The 22,667-nt window shown below is 33.6% G+C and carries 18 protein-coding genes; 11 read left to right on the forward strand and 7 right to left on the reverse strand.

All coding sequences use genetic code 11. The features are described from left to right. Nucleotides 1-36: 36 nt before the first annotated feature. The gene (locus ACIDC4_RS12740) at nt 37-408 is read right to left on the reverse strand and encodes a GxxExxY protein (RefSeq protein ID WP_412042931.1); all 372 of its coding nucleotides are present in this window, start codon (nt 406-408) and stop codon (nt 37-39) included. An 88-nt stretch (nt 409-496) separates the two neighbouring features. Continuing rightward, entirely contained in the window at nt 497-1,942 is a 1,446-nt protein-coding gene (gene miaB, locus ACIDC4_RS12745; RefSeq protein WP_412042932.1) for a tRNA (N6-isopentenyl adenosine(37)-C2)-methylthiotransferase MiaB, read from the reverse strand. Between the two features lie 502 nt (nt 1,943-2,444). Between miaB and topA the strand changes: the two genes are divergently transcribed. The 8 genes from topA (at nt 2,445) to ACIDC4_RS12785 (ending at nt 13,547) form a co-directional block, all read left to right on the forward strand. Continuing rightward, entirely contained in the window at nt 2,445-4,961 is a 2,517-nt protein-coding gene (topA, locus tag ACIDC4_RS12750) for a type I DNA topoisomerase (protein WP_412042933.1), read from the forward strand. A gap of 4 nt (nt 4,962-4,965) precedes the next feature. Then, complete coding sequence (locus ACIDC4_RS12755; protein ID WP_412042934.1) at nt 4,966-6,117, forward strand: formimidoylglutamase; 1,152 nt, start codon at nt 4,966-4,968, stop codon at nt 6,115-6,117. Between the two features lie 263 nt (nt 6,118-6,380). Further along, nucleotides 6,381-7,784: a T9SS ring complex lipoprotein PorK/GldK gene (gene porK, locus ACIDC4_RS12760; protein WP_230035541.1), complete on the forward strand. Its 1,404-nt coding sequence runs from the start codon at nt 6,381-6,383 to the stop codon at nt 7,782-7,784. A 58-nt stretch (nt 7,785-7,842) separates the two neighbouring features. After that, nucleotides 7,843-8,478, forward strand: coding sequence for a type IX secretion system motor protein PorL/GldL (gene porL, locus ACIDC4_RS12765; protein ID WP_412042935.1), 636 nt, complete (start codon nt 7,843-7,845; stop codon nt 8,476-8,478). A 52-nt stretch (nt 8,479-8,530) separates the two neighbouring features. Beyond that, nucleotides 8,531-10,072, forward strand: coding sequence for a type IX secretion system motor protein PorM/GldM (gene porM, locus ACIDC4_RS12770; protein WP_412042936.1), 1,542 nt, complete (start codon nt 8,531-8,533; stop codon nt 10,070-10,072). A 45-nt stretch (nt 10,073-10,117) separates the two neighbouring features. Next, nucleotides 10,118-11,107 carry a type IX secretion system ring subunit PorN/GldN gene (gene porN, locus ACIDC4_RS12775; protein WP_078008560.1) on the forward strand — a complete coding sequence of 330 codons (990 nt, stop codon included), beginning with the start codon at nt 10,118-10,120 and terminating at the stop codon, nt 11,105-11,107. Between the two features lie 301 nt (nt 11,108-11,408). Next, complete coding sequence (gene porN, locus ACIDC4_RS12780) at nt 11,409-12,398, forward strand: type IX secretion system ring subunit PorN/GldN (protein ID WP_412042937.1); 990 nt, start codon at nt 11,409-11,411, stop codon at nt 12,396-12,398. A gap of 75 nt (nt 12,399-12,473) precedes the next feature. Beyond that, on the forward strand, nt 12,474-13,547 hold the full coding sequence (locus ACIDC4_RS12785) for an NAD(P)/FAD-dependent oxidoreductase (protein ID WP_412042938.1): 1,074 nt from the start codon (nt 12,474-12,476) through the stop codon (nt 13,545-13,547). On the opposite strand, the gene ACIDC4_RS12790 is transcribed toward ACIDC4_RS12785, so the two are convergent. Continuing rightward, nucleotides 13,528-13,911 carry a DUF983 domain-containing protein gene (locus ACIDC4_RS12790; protein WP_065449500.1) on the reverse strand — a complete coding sequence of 128 codons (384 nt, stop codon included), beginning with the start codon at nt 13,909-13,911 and terminating at the stop codon, nt 13,528-13,530. The genes ACIDC4_RS12785 and ACIDC4_RS12790 overlap by 20 nt on opposite strands. A gap of 75 nt (nt 13,912-13,986) precedes the next feature. Here ACIDC4_RS12790 and ACIDC4_RS12795 point away from each other — a divergent pair, with 75 nt between their 5' ends. Beyond that, nucleotides 13,987-15,900 (forward strand): ABC-F family ATP-binding cassette domain-containing protein, encoded by a 1,914-nt coding sequence (locus ACIDC4_RS12795; protein WP_065449499.1) that lies wholly within the window; start codon nt 13,987-13,989, stop codon nt 15,898-15,900. 517 nt (nt 15,901-16,417) lie between these two features. On the opposite strand, the gene ACIDC4_RS12800 is transcribed toward ACIDC4_RS12795, so the two are convergent. After that, the gene (locus ACIDC4_RS12800) at nt 16,418-17,380 is read right to left on the reverse strand and encodes an App1 family protein phosphatidate phosphatase (protein ID WP_412042939.1); all 963 of its coding nucleotides are present in this window, start codon (nt 17,378-17,380) and stop codon (nt 16,418-16,420) included. 66 nt (nt 17,381-17,446) lie between these two features. Here ACIDC4_RS12800 and ACIDC4_RS12805 point away from each other — a divergent pair, with 66 nt between their 5' ends. Further along, nucleotides 17,447-18,316: a diacylglycerol/lipid kinase family protein gene (locus ACIDC4_RS12805; RefSeq protein WP_412042940.1), complete on the forward strand. Its 870-nt coding sequence runs from the start codon at nt 17,447-17,449 to the stop codon at nt 18,314-18,316. 274 nt (nt 18,317-18,590) lie between these two features. Here ACIDC4_RS12805 and ACIDC4_RS12810 read toward each other — a convergent pair whose 3' ends face one another. Next, a complete protein-coding gene (locus ACIDC4_RS12810; RefSeq protein ID WP_412042941.1) occupies nt 18,591-19,736 on the reverse strand; it encodes a peptidogalycan biosysnthesis protein in 1,146 nt (381 codons plus the stop codon). Between the two features lie 116 nt (nt 19,737-19,852). Next, a complete protein-coding gene (locus ACIDC4_RS12815) occupies nt 19,853-20,341 on the reverse strand; it encodes a DUF1761 domain-containing protein (RefSeq protein ID WP_412042942.1) in 489 nt (162 codons plus the stop codon). A 254-nt stretch (nt 20,342-20,595) separates the two neighbouring features. Here ACIDC4_RS12815 and ACIDC4_RS12820 point away from each other — a divergent pair, with 254 nt between their 5' ends. After that, the gene (locus ACIDC4_RS12820) at nt 20,596-20,901 is read left to right on the forward strand and encodes a hypothetical protein (RefSeq protein ID WP_412042943.1); all 306 of its coding nucleotides are present in this window, start codon (nt 20,596-20,598) and stop codon (nt 20,899-20,901) included. Between the two features lie 141 nt (nt 20,902-21,042). On the opposite strand, the gene ACIDC4_RS12825 is transcribed toward ACIDC4_RS12820, so the two are convergent. Next, entirely contained in the window at nt 21,043-22,137 is a 1,095-nt protein-coding gene (locus ACIDC4_RS12825) for an exopolyphosphatase (RefSeq protein ID WP_412042944.1), read from the reverse strand. Nucleotides 22,138-22,667: the final 530 nt, after the last annotated feature.

The raw sequence follows: 22,667 nt of genomic DNA on the forward strand, positions 1-22,667 counted from the left end.
TGCCACAGATTAAATGATTAACTCAGATTCTCTAAATTATAAAATAAATCTTTTATGCTGAAGAGATTTTGTTTGAAAGTTGATAAGTAATCCCAATTCTGAACCTGACAATTTTATATAGTTTAAAATCTGAGCAATATGTTCACTCGAAAATTCTTTTATTGCTTTTACCTCCAAAACAATATCTTCATTAATAATGAAGTCAGCGTAAAATTTATGAGGTAAGATTTTACCTTTATATTCAATTGAATATTCTTTTTCTCTTTTGAAAGGAATGTTATTTTCTCTAAATTCTATTTCTAAAGCATCTTTATAAACTATTTCTAATAATCCTGGTCCAAGATTATTGTGGACTTCCATGCATATTCCAATAATCTTATAAGTCTCTTTTTCTCTATAATATTGCATAAACTAATTAATTTTTACTATTAGATTTTAAATAAGAAAAATAATACAAAAAAAATCATTTTAATCATTTAATCTGTGGCAAAAAAAATTAATTCATGCTGCTAAGTCCAACTGCTTCACCCTTAAGCGTTCCAGAAGTACAGCTTGTAATTTTTACGTTTACGAAATCTCCAATCTTATAATTCTCCTTAGGGAAAACAACCGTAATACTTTGAGAATTTCTTCCAGAGAATTCTTCGGTTGATTTTTTAGATACTTTTTCAACTAAAACTTCAACAACTTGCCCAACGAATTCCTCACTACGGAACCAGGCATGTTTTTGTTGTAGATCGACAATTTCCTGCAATCTTCTCGCTTTAGTTTCTTCCGTAACATCATCTTCCATTTTTCTTCCTGCCAAAGTTCCCGGACGTTCAGAATACGAGTACATATAACCAAAATTATATTTTACATATTCCATCAAACTCATCGTGTCCTGATGATCTTGTTCTGTTTCTGTTGGGAAACCAGCAATCATATCTTGCGAAATCGACGCATCCGGAATAATCGCTTTAATTTTATCAATCAAAGTCATGTATTCTTCACGAGTATGCAAACGATTCATTTCTTTTAGAATTCGGTCACTTCCAGACTGAACCGGTAAGTGAATGTGCTTACAAATATTTGGATATTTCGCAATAACATGCAAAATACTCTCATGCATATCCTGCGGATTAGAAGTCGAAAAACGAATACGCATTTTAGGAAAACCAACTGCAACCATTTCAAGCAATTGATCAAAATCAACCGCTGTCGCTTTTTGCATATCCGATGCGTTTACGAAATCTTTCTTCAAACCCCCACCGTACCAAAGGTAACTGTCAACGTTTTGACCTAAAAGTGTAATTTCCTTGAAACCTTTATCCCATAAATCCTGAATTTCCTTCATAATACTCTGAGGTTCACGACTGCGTTCACGTCCGCGTGTAAAAGGCACAACACAAAACGTACACATATTATCGCAACCACGAGTAATCGAAACCAAAGCTGTGATTCCGTTGCTCATCAAACGAACAGGCGAAATATCACCATACGTTTCCTCTTTCGATAAAATTACATTAATAGCATCGCGGCCTTCCTCAACCTCTGCCAATAAATTAGGTAAATCTTTGTAAGCATCAGGACCAACAACAAGATCAACAATTTTTTCTTCTTCCAGAAACTGACTTTTCAAACGCTCGGCCATACAGCCCAAAACGCCCACTTTCATTTTCGGGTTAATACGTTTTACCGCATTATATTTCTCCAAACGCTTACGAATAGTCTGTTCTGCCTTATCCCGAATCGAGCAGGTATTTACAAGAACCAAATCAGCATCTTCAAGAGTTTGTGTGGTGTTATATCCGTTTATCGATAAAATAGAAGCTACAACTTCACTGTCCGAAAAATTCATCGCACAACCGTAACTTTCTATAAAAAGTTTTTTAGTATTCTCAGGTTTATTCTCCAAAACAAGACTTTCGCCCTGTTTGCTTTCCTCAATAATCTTTTCCATTGTATAATTTCAAAGTGCAAAGATAACGTAAAAGGTATAAAGATGACAAGATGGCAGAAAAAAGATTTTTAGATTTTAGAATTCAGATTTTAGATTGTTGGAACCGATCAAAGGGAATCTAAAATCAACAATCAACAATCTAAAATCTAAAATATTTTGTAGCTATTTCCAGCTTTCCATTACATCCCGATAGCTATCGGGACATAAAAAAAGCAAAGTTTCTAATGTTTTAAAAAGAGCTTCCGTTGGTCGCTTTTTTAAAACAAGAAACTTTTGCATTTTTTACTCCGGGCTTTTCACTTCAATCCGGGCTAATAAATTTCGGGTAAAAAAGAACATTTAGTGGTTATCAACCTATAAAAGTTATACCTATATATATAATAGGTAGCAATACAGATAAATCTGTAATTTTAAGAAACATAATATTAAAATAACTCAAAAATCAATTCGCGAGGCTGATATTTAAAAAAAATAGATACTTTTGTTGCAGAAAAATAGAGCAATGGCAAAGAATTTAGTAATAGTGGAGTCACCTGCAAAGGCGAAAACGATAGAGAAATTTTTAGGAAGTGATTTTCAGGTGGAGTCAAGTTATGGTCACATAGCCGACTTGCCATCAAAGGAAATTGGTGTAGATGTAGAGAATGGTTTTAAACCTAAATACGAAGTTTCTCCGGATAAAAAAGCCCTGGTAAGTAAATTAAAGACACTATCTAAGAATGCCGAAATGGTTTGGTTAGCAAGCGATGAGGACCGCGAGGGAGAGGCTATTTCATGGCACTTGGCGGAAGAATTAAAACTGGATATTAAAAAAACCAAACGAATTGTTTTTCATGAGATTACAAAGTCTGCGATTCTTAAAGCAATCGAAAATCCAAGAGAAATAGATTATAATTTAGTAAACGCGCAACAAGCGCGTCGTGTATTAGACCGTTTAGTAGGTTACGAATTATCTCCTGTTTTATGGAGAAAAATTAAAGGAGGATTATCAGCAGGACGTGTACAATCAGTTTCAGTACGTTTGATCGTAGAGAGAGAACGCGAGATTCAAAACTTTAATGCCGTTGCGAGTTATTCTATCGTGGCAGAATTTGTAAACGAGGCTGGAAAATCTTTCAAAGCTAAATTGCCAAAAAACTTCAATACAAAAAAAGAAGCCGAAGATTTTTTAAAACAAAACATCGGATCAAAATATAAGGTAGCCGATTTAGAAACTAAACCTACCAAAAAATCACCAACAGCACCTTTTACAACTTCTACATTGCAACAAGAAGCAGCGAGAAAATTGTATTTGCCAGTTGGAATCACCATGCAGCTTGCACAACGTTTATACGAGGCCGGACTTATTACTTATATGAGAACCGATAGTGTAAACCTTTCTAAAGATGCAATGGATGCGGCCGAAGCTGAAATCATAAAATCATACGGAAAAGAATTTTCGAAACCGAGAGTTTTTGCCAACAAAAGCAAAGGAGCACAGGAAGCGCACGAAGCAATTCGTCCGACTGATATGTCACGTCACACAGTAAATATTGACCGTGACCAAGCTCGTTTATATGATTTAATCTGGAAAAGAACATTGGCATCTCAAATGAGTGATGCACAATTGGAAAGAACAAACGTAAAAATTGAAGCCAATAATCACAGCGAAATTTTTACAGCTTCAGGAGAAGTTTTACTTTTTGAAGGATTCCTGAAAGTGTACTTAGAAGGGCATGATGATGATGAGGAAGAACAAGAAGGAATGTTGCCTGCATTAAAAGTAAACGAAAAATTAGTTAACAATTATATTACAGCAACCGAAAGATATTCAAGACCTCCGGCTCGTTATACAGAAGCTTCTTTGGTAAAAAAATTAGAAGAATTAGGAATTGGTCGTCCGTCTACATACGCGCCAACTATTTCTACTATCATCAACAGAAATTATGTCGAAAAAGGAACTCTTGAAGGACAGCAGCGTAATTATACTCAACTTACTTTGCAAGCAGATAAAGTTGATGAAAAGCTGTTAAAAGAAAATACAGGTTCAGATAAAGGAAAATTAGTTCCAACGGATATCGGGACAATCGTAACAGATTTCTTAGTGAAGAATTTCGGGAACATCTTAGATTATAATTTTACTGCAAAAGTAGAACAGGATTTTGATGAAATTGCCGAAGGAAATATCGACTGGGCAATCATGATGCAGGAATTCTACAATAAGTTTCACCCAAATGTAAAAGAGGTTGAAGCGAATGCAGAACGTGAAAGCGGAGAAAGAATCCTGGGTAAAGATGCTGACGGAAGACAAGTTTCTGTTCGTTTAGGAAAATTTGGACCAATGGCTCAAATTGGAGAAGCAGATGATGAAGATAAAAAATTCGCCAGTTTAATGTCTGACCAAAATATCGGAAATATTACACTTGAAGAAGCGTTGAATTTATTTTTATTACCTAAAAATTTAGGAGAATATAAAGGAGAAGAAGTAGAAGTAAGTAATGGTCGTTACGGTCCTTATGTACGTCACGGAAGTGTATTTATTTCTTTACCAAAGGGAGAAGATCCGTTAAGTCTTTCAAAAGAAAGAGCGCAGGAATTAATCGATGAAAAAGCAATTGCTGATGCGCCAATCGCAGTTTACAAAGGCGAAGGAGTTCAGAAAGGTGTGGGACGTTTTGGTCCATTTATCAAATGGAACAGTATTTTTATCAACGTAAGTAAAAAATACAATTTCGATAATTTATCACAACAAGAAATCGAAGAATTGATTGAAGATAAATTACAAAAAAATATAGATAAAGTGCTTCACAATTGGGAAGACGAAGGAATTTTGGTTGAAAAAGCTCGTTGGGGCCGCTCGGTAATTACAAAAGGTAAAATCAAAATTGAATTAAGTAAAGATGTTGATGCAACAAAATTAACATTGGCTCAGGTTCAGGAAATGATTGCAGCTAAAACACCGGCAAAAAAGACACCAGCAAAAAAATCAACAACCGCTAAGAAAGCTCCAGCTAAAAAAACAGCTGCTAAAAAGAAATAAATAAATGGAATTTGATTTTCTAGAACCAGTTAATGACGGAATTTTAAAATTCATTAGTTCGTTGTCTTCACAAGAATTGGGAAGCAAAATTGTTTTGCATACACAGGATCAGTTTCCTGATATTAGTAAAATTACAATTGCAATCGTTGGTGTTTTAGAAGACCGTCGTAACAGCAATGTAATTAATGAGGTTAATTTGAATGCAGTTCGCAAGAAACTGTATAATATGTTTCCTGGTAATTGGGATGCATCGATTGCTGACTTAGGAGATATCCTTGCAGGGGATTCTGTAGAGGATACCTATTTTGCACTAAAAAAGGTAACTTCTACTTTAATTAAGAATAAAGTGATTCCTATAGTTATAGGAGGTTCGCAGGATTTGACCTATGCATTATACCGTGCGTACGATGATTTAGAGCAAATGGTAAACATGGTTGCTGTAGATAATAAATTTGACTTTGGTAAAGAAAACGAAACCGTTTCGGCTAATTCTTATCTTACCAAGATTATTATCGATGAACCAAATAATCTTTTTAACTACTGTAATATAGGATATCAAACCTATTACAATTCTCAGGAAGAAATCGATTTGATCGAGAAATTGTTTTTTGATGCCTATCGTTTAGGAGAAATTTCGAATAAAATAGCATTAGCAGAACCGGTTTTTAGAGATGCTGATTTGGTAAGCATAGATCTTAATTCGGTAAAATCATCAGCTTCAGCGAATATGGTTTCTTTTGAGCCAAACGGATTCAACGGAAAAGAAATATGTTCATTGGCCAGATATGCCGGAATTAGTGATAAAGTTTCCTGTTTTGGAGTTTTTAATCATCATAGTACCGCACCGGAAGCAGGTATTATTGCACAAATTGTTTGGTATTTTATCGAAGGATATCATTATCGATCGAAAGAATATCCGTTTGGTAGTCGGGCAACGTACTTAAAATATATTGTGCCGCTTGAGGATGAAGAATTGGTCTTTTATAAAAGCGATAAAACAGATCGTTGGTGGATCGAAATTCCGTTCGAATCAAATGGGCACAATAAATTGAAAAGAAATACGTTATTACCGTGTTCATACGACGAATATTTGAGCGCTTGTAACCAAGAGTTGCCGGAAAGATGGTGGAAAGCACAGCGAAAAAACGCTTTATAAAGTAAAATTTTAAAGAAAATTGCGGTTTTTTTTGAGTTTTAAAAAAATGTTAAAATATATTAGTAAGAAAATAAATATAAAGTATAAAATTTAACGTTTTACGTCGATTTTTTCTGTTAGTTTATCGATGAAATATTTTTTTTTTATTTTATTTAACATTATTTTTGAACGGTAAAATAAATTTCGCAACTAGTATTGTTTTTTAGATAAATAATAAATACGTTTACGGACTTATAATAATGAATAGATAATCCCAAATTTATATGAAGAAGTTTATTGCATTTGCAGCAATGTTAACACTGGTAATTGGCTGTGGTAAGTCAGGAGACAAAGGTGAGTTAGTTGGTGTTACAGGAGGGAAATGGCATCCTGAAAAACCTTATGGAATGACGTTAGTTCCAGGTGGATCTTTTATTATGGGTAAATCAGATGCTGATTTAGCTAATGTTGAAGATGCTCCGACTAAAACAGTAACGGTTCGTTCATTTTATATGGATGAGACAGAAATTACTAACAGCGAGTACCGTCAGTTTGTAGAATGGGTAAAAGATTCTACAATGAGAGTTCGTTTAGCAATCTTAGCTGACGAAACAGGACAAAAATCTACTGGTGATAAAGGTAAAAAAGGTGGAAGTATTGCAGATTATGCATTTAATGATTCAGAGCCGGATAAAATGACGGCATATGATAAATATATGTATGATAACTACTATAGTGTAGGAACAAAAGATGATCCGTATGCTGGTAGAAAATTAAACAAAAAAGTTAAGTTAATTAAAGATACTAAAGCTTACCCAGATGAGTATTATGCTGAGGTAATGGATTCTATGTATTTGCCAATTGAGGAATCATATAATGGTTTAAGAACAATTGATGTAAATAAATTGAAATTCCGTTATTCTTGGATGGATATTCAGGCTGCTGCAAAAGCCAAAGTTGGAAAAAGAAAAGACTTCGTTAAAACAGAACAAGTAAGTGTTTATCCTGATACAACAGTTTGGATTAAAGATTTTGCTTACTCTTATAATGAGCCAATGCACAATGATTATTTCTGGCACAAAGCTTACGGAGATTATCCTGTAGTTGGTGTAACATGGAAACAAGCAAAAGCATTTTGTGCATGGAGAACTTTGAACAAAAACAGCTATATCAAATCTAAGAAAAAAGGACGTGATTTAGTAAACGCATTCAGATTGCCAACAGAGGCAGAATGGGAGTATGCTGCAAGAGGAGGTCTGGAATCTGCAACTTACCCTTGGGGTGGTCCTTATACTAAAAGTGATAGAGGTTGTTTCTTAGCAAACTTTAAACCAAGTAGAGGAGATTATGCTGCAGATGAGGCTTTGTACACAGTTGAAGCTAAATCATATGATGTAAACGGTTACGGATTATATAACATGGCAGGAAACGTTTCAGAGTGGACAGATTCGGCTTATAATCCAAATGCTTACGAATATGTTTCTACAATGAATCCAAACGTAATCGACGGAAACAACCAAAGAAAAGTGGTTCGTGGAGGTTCTTGGAAAGATGTTGCTTATTTCCTACAGGTAAGTACTCGTGACCATGAATACGCAGATTCAGCAAGAAGTTATATTGGTTTCAGAACTGTACAAGATTACATGGGAACTCAAACAACAGGAAGCGGAAAAAAAAGTAAATTATAATTAAATTCAAATAACCAAATCAAATCTATTTTAAAATTAAAACCTAAAAAAAAGTATTATGGCATTATTAAGTAAAAAAACAATGAATTTCGCTTATGGTATGGGAGCGGCAGTAGTAATCATCGGTGCGCTTTTCAAGTTGCAACACTGGCAAGGTGCTAGTATCATGTTGATTGTTGGTCTTGGTGTAGAAGCGTTTATTTTTGCATTGTCTGCTTTTGATCCTGTTGATGATGAATTAGACTGGACTCTTGTTTACCCTGAATTAGCTAATGGTCAGGCTAGAAAAAAATCTGATAAAGTTGAGGCTCCAGCTGATGCTCAAGGATTATTGTCACAAAAATTAGATGTAATGTTGAAAGAAGCTAAAATTGACGGTGAGTTAATGGCAAGTTTAGGAAACAGCATCAAAAATTTCGAAGGAGCTGCTAAAGCAATTTCTCCAACAGTAGACTCTATTGCGGGACAAAAGAAATATGCTGAAGAAATGTCTATGGCTGCTGCACAAATGGAATCATTGAACAGTTTATATAAAGTACAATTAGAAAGTGCTTCAAGAAACGCACAAGCTAACAGCGAAATTGCTGAAAATGCTTCTAAATTAAAAGAACAAATGCAATCTATGACTGCAAACATTGCTTCATTAAACAGTGTTTATGGTGGTATGCTTTCTGCAATGAGTAACAAAGGATAATTAGTTTTTGACTATTATATTAAATTTATTAATAAAGAACTAATTAGAAAAAATGGCAGGAGGAAAATTAACCCCTAGACAGAAGATGGTGAACCTGATGTATCTGGTTTTCATCGCAATGTTAGCAATGAATATGTCAAAAGAAGTTTTATCTGCTTTTGGCTTAATGAATGAAAAATTCGAAAGCGCAAATAAATCATCAGAAGAAAGTAACGCTTCAATGCTTACTTCTTTAGATCAGAAAGCTGCTGAAGCAAAAGGAGAGTTTGTTAAAGCTTCTGAGACAGCACATAAAGTAGAAGGAATTACAAAAGATTTTTACGCTTACATTGGTACTTTAAAAACAGATGTTGTTAAAGGATTTGATGTAGATAAAGAAACAGGTAAATTACCTTACGAAGCTATGGATAAAGGAGACAATATCGATAGTTGGTTTAAAGGAGAAGGATATAGCGCTAAAGGAACTGAAATTATCTCTAAAATTGAAAAGTATAAAGCTGATATTAAAGCTGCTTTAGGTACTGACAAAAAATATTCTGCAATTGTTGCAGAGGTTGAGAAAAAATTTGACGTTTCTGATGTAAAAAATAAAGATGGAGTAAAAGATAAATATTTATCTTACCACTTTAAAGGATTTCCTGCTGTAGCTTCAGTTGCAAAACTTTCAGCTTGGCAAAATGACGTTAAAAAAGTAGAATCAGATGTTTACAATAGTGCTTTAGGAAAAGCTGCAGTTGCTGCTGCTTCTTATAGCAATTATCAGGCAATTGTTGTTTTAGATAAAAATGCTTACTTCCAAGGAGAAAAAGTAACTGGTAAGGTAGTTTTAGGTCGTTATGACGAAAACACAAAACCAACTTCTTTCCAGGGTCCTGGGCAAATTGTTAACGGACAAGCTGTGATCTCTTTAACTGCAGGTGGAGTAGGTGAGCAAACTATTAATGGACAATTTACATTCTTAGAAGACGGAAAAAATATTCCACTTAAATTTGCTGGAAACTACGTTGTAGTTCCTAGACCAAACTCTGCTACTATTTCTGCTGATAAAATGAATGTTGTTTATAGAGGTGTAGTTAACCCAATCTCTGTATCATTCGCTGGTGTTGCTGACAACAAAGTTGTTGCAAGTGCTCCGGGATTATCTTCTGCTGGTAAACCAGGGAAATATAACATGAATCCGGGTTCTGGTAATGAAGCTACAATCGCTGTTACTGGTACATTACCAAACGGAGATAAAGTTACAGATAAGAAAACATTTAGAATTAAAGGTATTCCTGGACCAGCTGGAACAATTAGAGGAGAACAAGGTGTTGTTAAAGGGCCTAAATCTAACCTTGAAGTTGCTACTATTGGAGCTAAATTAAATGACTTTGATTTTGAAGTTGGTTTAGATGTTGTTGGATTTAATATGAAAATTGCTGGACAGCCTACTGTTGTTGTTTCTGGTAACAGATTAAATGCACAATGTAAACAAGTACTTTCAAGAGCCGGAAAAGGAGATCAGGTTACTATTTCTGAAATTAAAACTAAACTTGTTGGAGCTGGTAGTTATTTATTGCCAAGAACTGCTCCGGTAATTTTTGAAATACTATAATAAAAGTAGGTAAACCTACATTCAATATTTTATAATAATACCACGATGAAAGTAAGAAATTTTTTAATAGCTATTGTTTCTATCGCTGGAGGTTTTTCTTCTTATGCGCAATCTAATTTGCTAAATGCGAAAACACCTGCTCAGATAGGACTTAAAACTCCTGCGCAACTTATCTCTGATAATGATAAACCTTTGGCTTATGGTTATGTAGATGATAGAGATATCTTGATGGGAAAAACTACTTGGGAAATCATTGATTTAAATGAAAAAATCAACTTTCCAATGTACTTTCCGGTAGATACGGCTAATATTGGTTCTGACAGACGTTCTCTTTACGACGTTTTGACGAAAGCTGTTAAAAACGGCAAAATAACTGAAGTGTATAGCGACAGTTATTTCAATACTAAAAAATCTTTGAAAGACATTCAAGGTGCATTATCTCGTATTGATACAACAGATGCTGGTAGAGAGTTAATCAACCAATATCCGGATGACTACAAATCACGTGTTGTGAAGAAAAAAGTAGTTACTGGTACTGGTAAAAAGAAAGTTGTTTCTTATGTTGAAGAAAATGTTGGCCCAACAAGATCTGTTCCGGCTGAATATATCCTGAAACAAGACTTAACAGCAGCTGATGTTACACAATATAAAATAAAAGGATACTGGTATTTTGACAAACGTCAGAGTGAACTGAAATATCGTTTACTAGGAATTTGTCCTGTAACTCCGGATGTTTATACAATGAATAGTGACGAGAAAGATTATATCGAGTTATTTTGGGTTTTCTTCCCTAATGCTAGAGAAGCATTACATGAAGCAAAAGCATTTAACGACAGTAATTCTGCGCTTCCAATTTCATTCGATCAGATCTTAAATTCAAGACGTTTTAACGCAGTTGTTTATAAAGAAGAAAACTTGTACGGAGATCGTGAGATCAAAGATTACATGAAAGATAACGCACAAAACCAATTGTTAGAATCTGAAAGAGTAAAAGAGAAGATTCGTAACTTCGAACAAGATATGTGGAATTACTAAGTATCTAAAAATACATTATATAAAAGCTCTTACTGCGTTTGCAGTAGGAGCTTTTTTATTTGATACGGTTGCCATAATAATTTACAATTTAAGGACTCTAAGAATTGAATAATATGTAGGTTGGGTGTGCGTGTTTGATAATGAATTGTTTAAATAATCACTGTGATGGTTTTGTTTTAGTAAGTGTATTGTTGTTAAATGGTAGTTTTTTATGCCATAAAATTAAAATTTCAGTTAATTGTAGGAAAATAACAATAAAATAGAAAATATTGCGTTAGCTTTGTTACAAAAAATTGTTATGATGAAAGGGAAATTTTTTTTATTGCTTATAGTTTTTGTTTCAGGAGGTTTTGTTTCAAATGCACAATCGAATTTACTTAATGCAAAAACAGCGGATCAAATTGGGATAAAGAGTCCGGCACAACTTATTTCAGACAATGATAAGCCATTGTCTTACGGTTATGTTGATGACAGAGATGTTTTGATGGGGAAAACAGTCTGGGAAATTATTGATTTAAACGAAAAAATCAATTTTCCATTATACTTTCCTGTAGACACTGCCAATATCGGTGCCGACAGACGCTCGCTTTATGATGTGCTTACCAGAGGTATTAAAAGTGGAAGAATTACCGAAGTCTATAGCGATAGTTATTTTAATACTAAAAAATCTTTGAAGGATATTCAGGGTGCATTATCCCGTGTTGATACAACAGATGCTGGTAGAGAATTAATAAACCAATATCCGGATGACTACAGAACTCGTGTTGTAAAGAAAAAAGTAGTTACCGGGACAGGTAAAAAGAAATCTGTTACTTATGTTGATGAAACCGTTGGACCAACAAGATCAGTGCCTGCAGAATACATTTTAAAGCAAGATTTAACTGCAGCTGATGTTACGCAATATAAAATAAAAGGATATTGGTATTTTGATAAAAGACAAAGTGATTTAAAATATCGCTTACTCGGAATTTGCCCTGTTACACCAGACGTTTATACGATGAATAGTGACGAGAAAGATTATATCGAGCTGTTCTGGGTTTTCTTCCCGAATGCGCGGGAAGTACTTCATGAAGGAAAAGTTTTTAATGATAAGAATTCTGCAACTCCAATTTCATTTGACCAGATCTTAAATTCAAGACGTTTTAACGCCATTATCTATAAAGAAGAAAATATGTACGGAGATCGTGAGATTAAAGACTACATGAAAGATAATGCACAAAATCAGTTATTGGAGTCTGAAAGAGTAAAAGAGAAGATTCGTAACTTCGAAGAAGATATGTGGAACTACTAAGTATCTAAATAACATTAAAACAAAAACTCTTAGTACCTTTGTATTAAGAGTTTTTTTATATTTTATCTTTTACACATGTTAGATTATTTAATTGTCGGATCCGGATTGGCCGGAATTTCTTTTGCCGAAGCTGCCCTTAAAAACAATAAATCTATTTTAATAGTAGATAATATGTCTCAGGTATCTTCAAGAGTTGCCGGAGGTTTTTATAATCCGGTTATTTTAAAGAGATTTAGCGAAGTTTGGAATGCTCAGGAACAATTGGTTATCATGAATGAGTTTTATGATCATATCGAAAATAAACTTCAGACTAAGTTTAATTTTAAACTTCCTATCCTCAGAAAATTTTTCTCTATCGAAGAACAAAACAATTGGTTTGCCGCTTCGGATAAAATAAATCTGGCGCCCTTTTTATCTACAAAAATAATTTCAAAAAAATACAAAGGCATTGATTCTCCGTATGATTATGGCGAAGTCCTGCATACCGGTTATGTAGATACAATGTTGTTATTAGATACCTATCGAGAATATCTGCAAGAGAATAATTTGCTATTAAATCAGTTTTTTGATTATGGGTATATTGAATTTTTCGATTTCGGAATTCAATATAAAAATATTCAGGCGCGTAATATTGTTTTTGCAGAAGGATTTGGGTTGCATAAAAATCCTTTTTTCAATTATTTACCTCTTGATGGTACAAAAGGAGAGATGTTTGTGATAAAAGCTCCTGATTTAGATCTTGATGTTATCATGAACACAAGCGTATTTATATTGCCTATGGGGAATGATTTGTTCAAAGTAGGGGCTACATATAACTGGGAAGATAAAACCGATTTGCCTACCGAAGCAGGAAAACAGGAATTAATAGATCGAATCAAAGAAATTATTAATTGCGATTTCGAAATTGTAGAGCATTACGGAGGAGTTCGTCCTACGGTAAAAGACAGAAGACCCTTGATAGGAACTCATGAAGAGTTTAAATCTCTCCACATTCTTAACGGATTAGGAACCAGAGGAGTGATGCTTGGGCCATCAATGGCAAAAATTTTATATGATTATATCGAAAATGACATTCCTCTAACGCGTGAAATTGATATTAAAAGATTTCATAAGAGATATCTAAAAAGTCTTATTTCTGACCGGCCTTAGGATCATAAGAAACAAACATATTAATGTATAGATTTCTTGAAAGTCGTAAAACAAACGGAAACAATACAATCAGGGCAATTACTATTGCAATAAATGATTCTTCGATTGTAGCTTTAAAAAATACAAACGAAATAATAAAAGCTGCAATTCCTACGGCAACATTCAATCCGTAACTTACATACATTGCACCGTAAAAAAATGAAGGTTCAATTTGATATTTAAATCCACAATGACTACAATGATCGTTCATTTTGAGAACTTTAGTCAAGTGAAGCGGATTTTTGTCTGAATACATGCTTTCTTTTTGGCATTTTGGACAACTTCCTGTTAAAATACTATTTAGTTTCGATCCTTTTTTTAACATTTGCAAAAAATTAAAATTACCCATTGATTTGGGTGTGTAAATTTACACAATCAATTAGTTATAAAATAACATTACATGCTTAATATACACAATTTATCGGTTTCTTTTGGTGGTACTTATTTATTCGAAGAGGTGACTTTTCGTTTAGGTGCAGGAGATCGTGTTGGACTTGTCGGGAAAAATGGTGCGGGAAAATCTACCATGCTTAAAATGTTAGCAGGAGATTTTGCTCCTGACTCTGGAGTTATTTCTCAGGAGAAAGATATCAGAATGGGTTTTTTACGTCAGGATATCGATTTTGAGCAAGGACGAACTGTTCTTGAAGAAGCTTATGAAGCTTTTACAGAGATAAAAATTGTTGAAAAAAAATTAGAACAAATCAATCATCAATTGGTTACCAGAACCGATTATGAAAGTGAAGAATACAGCCAGATCATCGAAGATTTATCTGATTATACACATCGTTTTGAACTTCTTGGAGGTTACAATTATGTAGGAGATACAGAGAAAATTCTTTTAGGATTAGGTTTCAAAAGAGAAGTTTTCAATAACCAAACCGAAACATTTTCAGGAGGTTGGAGAATGCGTATCGAGCTGGCTAAATTATTATTACAATCCAATGATGTTTTGCTTCTGGATGAGCCTACCAACCACTTAGATATCGAAAGTATCATTTGGTTAGAAGGTTTTCTTCGTAATTATCCCGGAGTTGTAGTAATCGTTTCGCACGATAAAATGTTCCTTGATAATGTTACGAATCGTACAATCGAAATTTCGTTAGGAAAAGCATACGATTTCAATAAACCTTATTCTCAATATTTAGAATTACGCCATGAAATTCGCGAGAAGCAATTGGCAACTCAAAAAAATCAGGCAAAGAAAATTGAAGAAACAGAAAAATTAATCGAGAAATTCCGTGCAAAAGCTTCAAAAGCTTCGATGGCGCAATCGTTGATTAAAAAATTAGATAAAGTAGAAAGAATCGAAGTCGATGAAGACGACAATTCTGTAATGAATATTTCTTTTCCCGTTTCAAAAGAACCAGGAAGAGTAGTGGTTGAAGCAGAACATGTGACTAAGGCGTACGGAGATAAAGTTATTTTAAAAGATATTGATTTACTGGTAGAACGCGGAAGTAAAATTGCTTTTGTTGGACAAAACGGACAAGGAAAATCAACCTTTATAAAAGCCATTGTAAACGAGTTTGAGTACCAGGGAAATATCAAATTAGGGCACAACGTACAGTTAGGTTATTTTGCCCAAAATCAGGCCGAATACCTGGATGGCGAAATCACCTTGCTTCAAACAATGGAAGATGCGGCAATGGATACCAACCGATCTAAAGTTCGTGATATGTTAGGATCGTTCTTATTTCGTGGCGATGATGTCGAGAAAAAAGTAAAAGTACTTTCAGGAGGTGAGCGTAACCGTTTGGCACTTTGTAAGTTGTTGTTACAGCCTATCAACGTTTTGCTTATGGATGAGCCTACGAACCACTTAGATATTAAATCTAAAAACGTTCTAAAAGCGGCACTTCAAAAATTTGGCGGAACTTTATTGTTGGTTTCTCACGATAGAGATTTCCTTCAGGGAATGTCGAATATCGTTTACGAATTCAAAGATCAAAAAATAAAAGAATATTTAGGAGACATCAATTATTTCTTAGAGCAACGTAATCTCGAAAACATGCGTGAAGTTGAGAAAAAAGATGTGGCGAAAGCCGCTGCTCCTAAAGAAAGCAATAAAACTTCATACGAAGATCAGAAAAAAGGGAAAGCATTACAAAACAAATTAAGTAAAGTCGAAAGTCAGATCAAACAATTAGAGAAAGACATTCAGCACGATGATAAATTGTTACTTTCTAATTATGATAAACATATCGAAGATGCTTCTTTTTTCACCGCATACAACAAAAAGAAAAAAGATTTAGATCAGCTACTTCTTGATTGGGAAGTTGTTCAGGAAGAGATTGATAATTTTAATGCTTAATTAGTTTTCAGTCACAGTTTCAGTCACAGTTTTTATAGAGCCTTTGTTAAAGTTTTTAAGCTTTGACAAAGGTTTTTTAGTTTTTAGGAGCTAATCCAGCTTTCCGTTACATCCCGATAGCTATCGGGACGCAAAAAAAAACTATTTTTCTAAGCCATAAAACGAGCTTCCGTTGGTCGCTGTTTTCTGGCAAGAAAAATTAGTTTTTTTTGCTCCGGGCTTTCCTCTTCAATCAGGGCTAGGAGGTATGATTTTCAGTCGCAGTTTTCAGTTTCAGTCAGCAGTTTTTACAAAGTTTGTCGTCTCGACCGAAGGGAGAGATCACTCTCGATGATCGACAAAGATTGACGATTTTCTTTGTGGAATTCCTTGTGCGATTTCTCCTCCGTCGAAATTGACAAAAATGAGATACAATTAACAAAAGAAAAAAATCCGGTAAAATCCGCGTCATCCGCGTGCCAATATCAACAGCATTTTTACATCCCGTATTTCACATCCTACATTTCACCAAAAAAAACTACTGAATAAGCCCAATGCTTTTAGAATGCATAATTGCTTCACTACTATTTTTATAATAGCAAACAGAAACCTCTAAAGCCTCTAGATTTTTCATGATTTTTTTTGTCGCTTCTTTTTGATGTTTACCAGTTTGCCTGATATAAACTGCTTTTACGGTAACGGGAAATATTTTGCAGATTCGTTCGTACAAAACAGGATCATGTTGCGAATCATCACCTAATAAAACATATTTAAGGTTAGGGTAAAACTCCAGAACGTGTTTTATTTTATCAAACTTATGATCGTGATTTCCGCGTCCGCTCATGAAAAAGTCGGTGATGCCTCTTCTAATATCTTTCAATAAAATTACAGCTCTGGGCAGTTTGTGTATTTTAGTAAATTTTACAATAAAACGATACAAATTCCATTCGCTGCTTGAAACATAAAAAAAAGCATTTTCTTCTTCTTTATTATTTCTTCCGGCCGAACTCAAAGCCTGATAATGCGGTACAACATCTGTAAAAACTTTACGATCATTTACATTTTTAAATAAAAGGATATATATTTTTTTAAAGAAATTCTGAGTATGCGAAATCAAAAAAGTATCATCAATATCCGATATAATGCCTAGTTTTCCTTTGTGAGGTCTTATAAAACTGCCTTTTTCGGTTATGGTTTCATTTTCATATTTAATGCTCACTTCGTATTCCATCCATCCAAAATTGATTTGAGTTTCAAGCGGAATGCAAAATTTAAAATAACCATCGTCCAATGTTTTGGTATGAATTTCCTGATTACCACACTTTAAATAAATATCAAAATTTTCAAGCGTTTTTATTCTAAACTGATTAATAATTGAACGCGCATTTTTTAAGTTTTTCTTCTGAAAATCATAATCATACGTTCTTTTAAAAACATGGCCCATTACAATTAATTCTTCCTCATTGGCATAACCTCGATATAATTGTAAAATTGGTTTCATTAATTGCGTATATTTATAGATAGATGCTGTAAATTAATTATTTTAATTGACTTTAAAAATAAAACTTTGAAAAAGAATATCATATTTGTTGTAAATCCTATTTCCGGAGACCTTGATAAATCAGATTTGATTGAGGCCGTGGAGGAGTTTGCAACTACGAATAATTTTGACCTGGAAGTTTATGAAACTACAGGTAAAAGTGACCAAAAAGAAATACAATCACTTTATAACCAATACCAACCCGAACGAATTGTAGTAGCGGGAGGCGACGGAACTATAAAAATGGTTGCCGAAGCAGTAGAACAGTTTGATGTCATTATTGGCATTTTGCCCGCTGGCTCCGCAAATGGTTTATCTGTAGATCTTAATTTGCCCACTACAATCGAGGAGAACCTGAAAATTGCCTTTTTAAGCCGTTATATCGAAATGGACATGATTTGCATCAACGGCAAAAAAAGTATTCATTTAAGCGATATTGGCCTTAATGCCGATTTGGTTAAAAACTACGAACAAAGCAATCTGAGAGGAATTTGGGGATATGCTTTACAGGCGTACAATACCCTTGCTGATTCAAACGAGCCTTTTGTTGCCACAATTACGGCAAATAAAGAAACAGTGGATCATACGGCAAGAATGATTGTAATAGCCAATTCTAAAAAGTACGGAACCGGCGTGACCATTAATCCAAATGGGGCAATGAACGACGGAAAATTTGAATTGGTTATCCTAAAAAGCCTCGATTTATTATTACTTGGAAAAATCATTACTGGAAATATGCCAATTGATTCTGATGATATAGTAATTATTTCGACAGACAAAGCGACTATAAAAACCAATTATCCGGTTAATTTTCAGATCGATGGTGAATATTGCGGCGCACAGACTTCGTTAGATATTCATATTCTGCACAAACAAATGAAAATTGCGATTCCATAGATGAAAATTGAACTTTGACAAAATCTTGAGTTTAAAACAGTCTGCGCATTTTTGTCATGCCGAGGAACGAGGGATCTTCGCAAGTAACTCGACAATTTAATATGTCGTCCCGTTGGGCTATAGATTTAAGACTTATGTGTTTCTATAAATATTGCGCTCCTATGGAGCTACTTTAGAATTAGTCCTGGAAGGGCGTAATATTTATAGAAAATTAGATACAATATGTAATAGCTCCAAAGGAGCGATATTGAGTTTAGTTATTTGCAAAAGCTATTTATTTAAAAGGATTTCGTTCCTGCCAATCGGTTTTGGGTTCAAGATAATTGAATAATTTAGCAATGTTATGATTGATCAAAGCATTGCTGTGCGTGATAAGTCCGTACATTTTTAGGGGTTTTGCGCCTACTGAACTTTTAATTTCTAGAGCAGTGCGGGCAAAGACAATGTTAGAGAAACCCTGATTGATTGAATACGCGATCATGTCGTATAACATATTGAGATACAACATTTTTTCGCGCTGAATGGTTTCGTCATAACCCAAAAAGTACGTGTCTATTGTATTTCCGTTTTTAATCAACGTGTTGAAACCTATTAGTTTTTCGTCTAAGAAATAACCGTAAAACAAAAAGTCATCTTTCATGATTTCTTTAAAAAAACTGAAATGATTTCGCGCTAAGAAAAAAGTATTGAAAGGAGCATTTTTGGCCACATGAAAATACAAATCATAAATAACATCTTCGTACTTTTTAATATCTTCCAGAGACATTTTTTGTTTTTGAATTCCGTCAGCTTTTTTTCGGGCGCGTTTGTATTGATCACGATATTTTTTTGATAAAGCATCAATATAATCCTGTTCAGCCGTCCAGTTTTTATTGATTTCAAAAATCATGTTAGGCTGGGTTGAAAAAGTATAGTTGTTCTTGAATTCAGCTTGTAGTGGTTCGATCTCTGATGCAGTAAAATCTTTTATACTGGTAATATGTACTTTTTTTCCGCTCGCTTTCAGTTCTTTTTTAAGCTGGTTGATTGCTTTATGAAGTGTTTTTATCGCTTTAGATTGTTTTACATTTTTATCAAAAGCAAAGGCATTTTGTCCCGTAAGCATGTTGTTGCCCACGAATAATACATGCGATGCAAAATTTTTGAAAGCAAAATTACGCACAGAAGTTTTTAAGCACTGATCGCGTTCTCCAAAAGAATCGAGTTTTTCTGCAAATAAAAATTGGGTCAGGAAAATCCCGGCTAATTTATCTTCGTTGAAAATTCCAATAAAATGACAAATCATATTTACCGGACAAGAATTTTCCAGTACTTCGAGATATTCTCTGGTCAAAAAAATATTATTTACAGCCAGCGAATTCCATTCTAAAGGCAATGATGATGTGCTGTTGTAGATTTGAAAAGAATAAGTTGTATTCAAAAGTGTGCGCTAATTTTTTCAAAATTAGATAATATTTATAATAACTCACTTCGTTTAAGTTATTATTAAGAAAAACCCGTTTGATTTTTATTTCGAACGGGTTTGTATTTTTGTCGTTATGCATATGCACATATGATTCCGCCCATAAGCGTTAGGGTTAAAATCCAATATCCTGAATTGATAAAAATGTATTTCCAGGATTTTCTTTCGAATAAACCATTAATTGCCAACATTGGAAAAGCAAAAAATAGCCCTGATATAAAACCGTGAAGCGCTCCGTGTTTAAAAGTGCGATATGCAGTTCCGTAATCGGCCATAAAAGCAGCAAAAGAAGGTTTTGCAGTTTCTATTAAAGGCGGTCCGCCAACCATGCCTACCGCTCCGGACTGGTGAATTGTTAATGCTGAAATAATCATGGTCATCATTAAGGAAAAGATGTAAGTGAGTCCGAAAATTTTAATCATATTTCCGTTTTTCAGCGCTTCGGGTGTTAGTCCGGCTTCTCGCATCCAGACAGTCCCGAATACTTTAGGATTATACCAGATAAAACCGGTAACAAGAGTAGTTAATGCCGAAATAAAAAAGGGTAAGAAATTCATTTCCATGAGATTAGGTTTTTAGATTAGTTGTTCAAATTTAAACAAAAAAGTAAAAGAATTACTGTTTAAATGATGTAATCGTTTTAGGAAATATTGTTCTTCTGTTCAGGTTGAAAATTTGTTATTTCTTCGGATAAAAAAATAATATATAATTAAGAGTTAATTTTTTAAGAATTTGCTTTTTTTTCATAACTTTAATTCATCAATTTGCATAATCAAATAAAATGATAAAAATATTCTAACCTTTTAATAGCAAAATTATGGTAGTACAATATCAAGGTGAACAACACGGAAAAGCAACAACATTTACAATAAGAATTATAGGGAACAATTTGTCTAAAAGCAGCTCTAATTATCAAATCGATTTATTGGTAGGAGATAAAAAATTGCCAACGTTTACAACGGCAATTCACCAAAGTTTATCGAATTGCCTAAAAGAGATTTATTTGTTTAGAAAGCATAACGGAATTGTATTCAATGCTTCATCAGAAAAAGTAGCAACGCCTTTAGTACCTTACGATCAGGTTTTGTATAATTATAACAAATCGGCTTTATTTATGGCATAAGCCAAAGTTGATGGTTTGAAATAAAAAAAAAGACTGCTCTAAATTTTAGAGCAGTCTTTTTTTGTTTTAGCTTTTAATATCTTTTTATTCCGGATGATACATTTTTGGGTGTAAAAAACGAATAGGTTTGTAAGTGGGATATTAAAAATTAGTATTTACTTTTTTAGAACGATCTGCAATGTATGACATAAGCCATGTTACTTGTCCGTCTTTTACAAAGTATATTTTCTTTGTTTCTAAATTAGGCATACTTTCCAGAAAGTTTGCTAAGATATTATTTGCAGAAATAAGGTATTTCTGGTCGTATGTTTTCAAAACTCTTTCTATTTCTGCATTTGTTTTAGAAAGATTACTATACTTGTTGAAATTATTCTTCAGGATTGCATCGTAATTAATAACGTCTTCTAAGGTTAAAGGAATATAATGATCTTTAACGTTTTCATTATAATACAGAGTTGAAAAAGCCCATACTGCTCCTCCTGATAAATAAATCTTTTCTTTCTTTAATAAAAGAGGATTTGCGTCCAGCATTTCTTTGATTTTCTTACGCAGAACAGTATTAAAGTCAAAAGATTTTTCCTGATATGTCGACATATCATTGGCCTGACTTTGATTTACAACTGTCTTTTTTACAGCATCTGTAAGTGTCATTGTACCAAAATCAAGTTCTAATGGTATAAACTCTAATTTGTTATCATCAAGTTCATCAATGTATCCACCTTTGGTAGTTTGTGCACCAATGTCCAGCAATATAGCATTAGAATAATCAACAGGCGGTATAGCACCTTTAACCAGCATTTTAGCTTCCTCGTCGACGTTTATTATATCAAAACTTTTACTGGTAAGAGTTGTAATTTTATTTCTTAAAGCATCGATGTTGCGGGCAGAGGAGAAAACTGGAGCAGCAACTATAAATATATTTCCTTCAGTAATTTTAAATTGTGCTCTTACTTTTCGTAATTGATCAGCAACTATAATACTGGTCTTGTTGATGTCTTCCTGAGGAAGTTCACCAAAACTGGCAATATGGTCGGCAAGGCTAATTCGATCATTCGAAAAGTAAAGAATTTTATAATCTGCTTTCTTGATATTATTGATCTCAAGAACTGAAGTTTTTATTGCTCTGCGTCCGATTTCAATTCCAACATATACATTTTTTTGAGAAAAGGCATTAATGGAAAAAAATAAGTTTAAAAGAATAAAAAATAAAATCTGGGGTTTGTTTTTTTTAAGCATTGTGTTGTAAGTATGATTATAATAATTTGTTTTGGATGAAGACTTTAAGGTAATTTTGAGGTATTTGTGTGAAAGTCATAATTTTGTATTGAAAATAACAGGTTTCAATATGAGATTGCAAATTTATAAAAACATTTAGGAATATAAAGTCCCTTGTAGAGAAAACTGTTAATTAATTTATTGTAAAGTTTTCCAATGAATATTTTCTTTACAGAATGATTTTTATGCTACAAAATCAATACAAAATTTTTATTATTTTGAAAGGGATTGTATCATTTTGAGAGGCATTGATAAGTGCAATCATGATGCTGTGTTTTTTACTTAATTGAAATTCATCTACTTATAATGCATCTCGTTGTTTTGGCACAACATTTGACTTTATGGGGGAAAAAGTGGTGAATTAAAATAAAAAAAAATGAAAGCAAAAAAATTAAGAAAAAAAGATAGAACGAAAGTAAAATTGTCTGGCAAATCGATGCGAACAAAAGATATAATTATAAACTCAATAGTGTTTACTGTGGTTTTTTGTA

Source organism: Flavobacterium sp. C3NV (assembly GCF_046825355.2).
GTDB lineage: Bacteria > Bacteroidota > Bacteroidia > Flavobacteriales > Flavobacteriaceae > Flavobacterium.

Coding starts and splice junctions, on each gene's coding strand:
- porL (WP_412042935.1), top strand. CDS start 7,843: ATGGCATTATTAAGTAAAAAAACAATGAATTTCGCTTATGGTATGGGA.
- porN (WP_412042937.1), top strand. CDS start 11,409: ATGAAAGGGAAATTTTTTTTATTGCTTATAGTTTTTGTTTCAGGAGGT.
- ACIDC4_RS12755 (WP_412042934.1), top strand. CDS start 4,966: ATGGAATTTGATTTTCTAGAACCAGTTAATGACGGAATTTTAAAATTC.
- porM (WP_412042936.1), top strand. CDS start 8,531: ATGGCAGGAGGAAAATTAACCCCTAGACAGAAGATGGTGAACCTGATG.
- ACIDC4_RS12795 (WP_065449499.1), top strand. CDS start 13,987: ATGCTTAATATACACAATTTATCGGTTTCTTTTGGTGGTACTTATTTA.
- ACIDC4_RS12790 (WP_065449500.1), bottom strand. CDS start 13,911: ATGTTAAAAAAAGGATCGAAACTAAATAGTATTTTAACAGGAAGTTGT.
- topA (WP_412042933.1), top strand. CDS start 2,445: ATGGCAAAGAATTTAGTAATAGTGGAGTCACCTGCAAAGGCGAAAACG.
- porN (WP_078008560.1), top strand. CDS start 10,118: ATGAAAGTAAGAAATTTTTTAATAGCTATTGTTTCTATCGCTGGAGGT.
- ACIDC4_RS12785 (WP_412042938.1), top strand. CDS start 12,474: ATGTTAGATTATTTAATTGTCGGATCCGGATTGGCCGGAATTTCTTTT.
- miaB (WP_412042932.1), bottom strand. CDS start 1,942: ATGGAAAAGATTATTGAGGAAAGCAAACAGGGCGAAAGTCTTGTTTTG.
- ACIDC4_RS12825 (WP_412042944.1), bottom strand. CDS start 22,137: ATGCTTAAAAAAAACAAACCCCAGATTTTATTTTTTATTCTTTTAAAC.
- porK (WP_230035541.1), top strand. CDS start 6,381: ATGAAGAAGTTTATTGCATTTGCAGCAATGTTAACACTGGTAATTGGC.
- ACIDC4_RS12740 (WP_412042931.1), bottom strand. CDS start 408: ATGCAATATTATAGAGAAAAAGAGACTTATAAGATTATTGGAATATGC.
- ACIDC4_RS12815 (WP_412042942.1), bottom strand. CDS start 20,341: ATGGAAATGAATTTCTTACCCTTTTTTATTTCGGCATTAACTACTCTT.
- ACIDC4_RS12800 (WP_412042939.1), bottom strand. CDS start 17,380: ATGAAACCAATTTTACAATTATATCGAGGTTATGCCAATGAGGAAGAA.
- ACIDC4_RS12820 (WP_412042943.1), top strand. CDS start 20,596: ATGGTAGTACAATATCAAGGTGAACAACACGGAAAAGCAACAACATTT.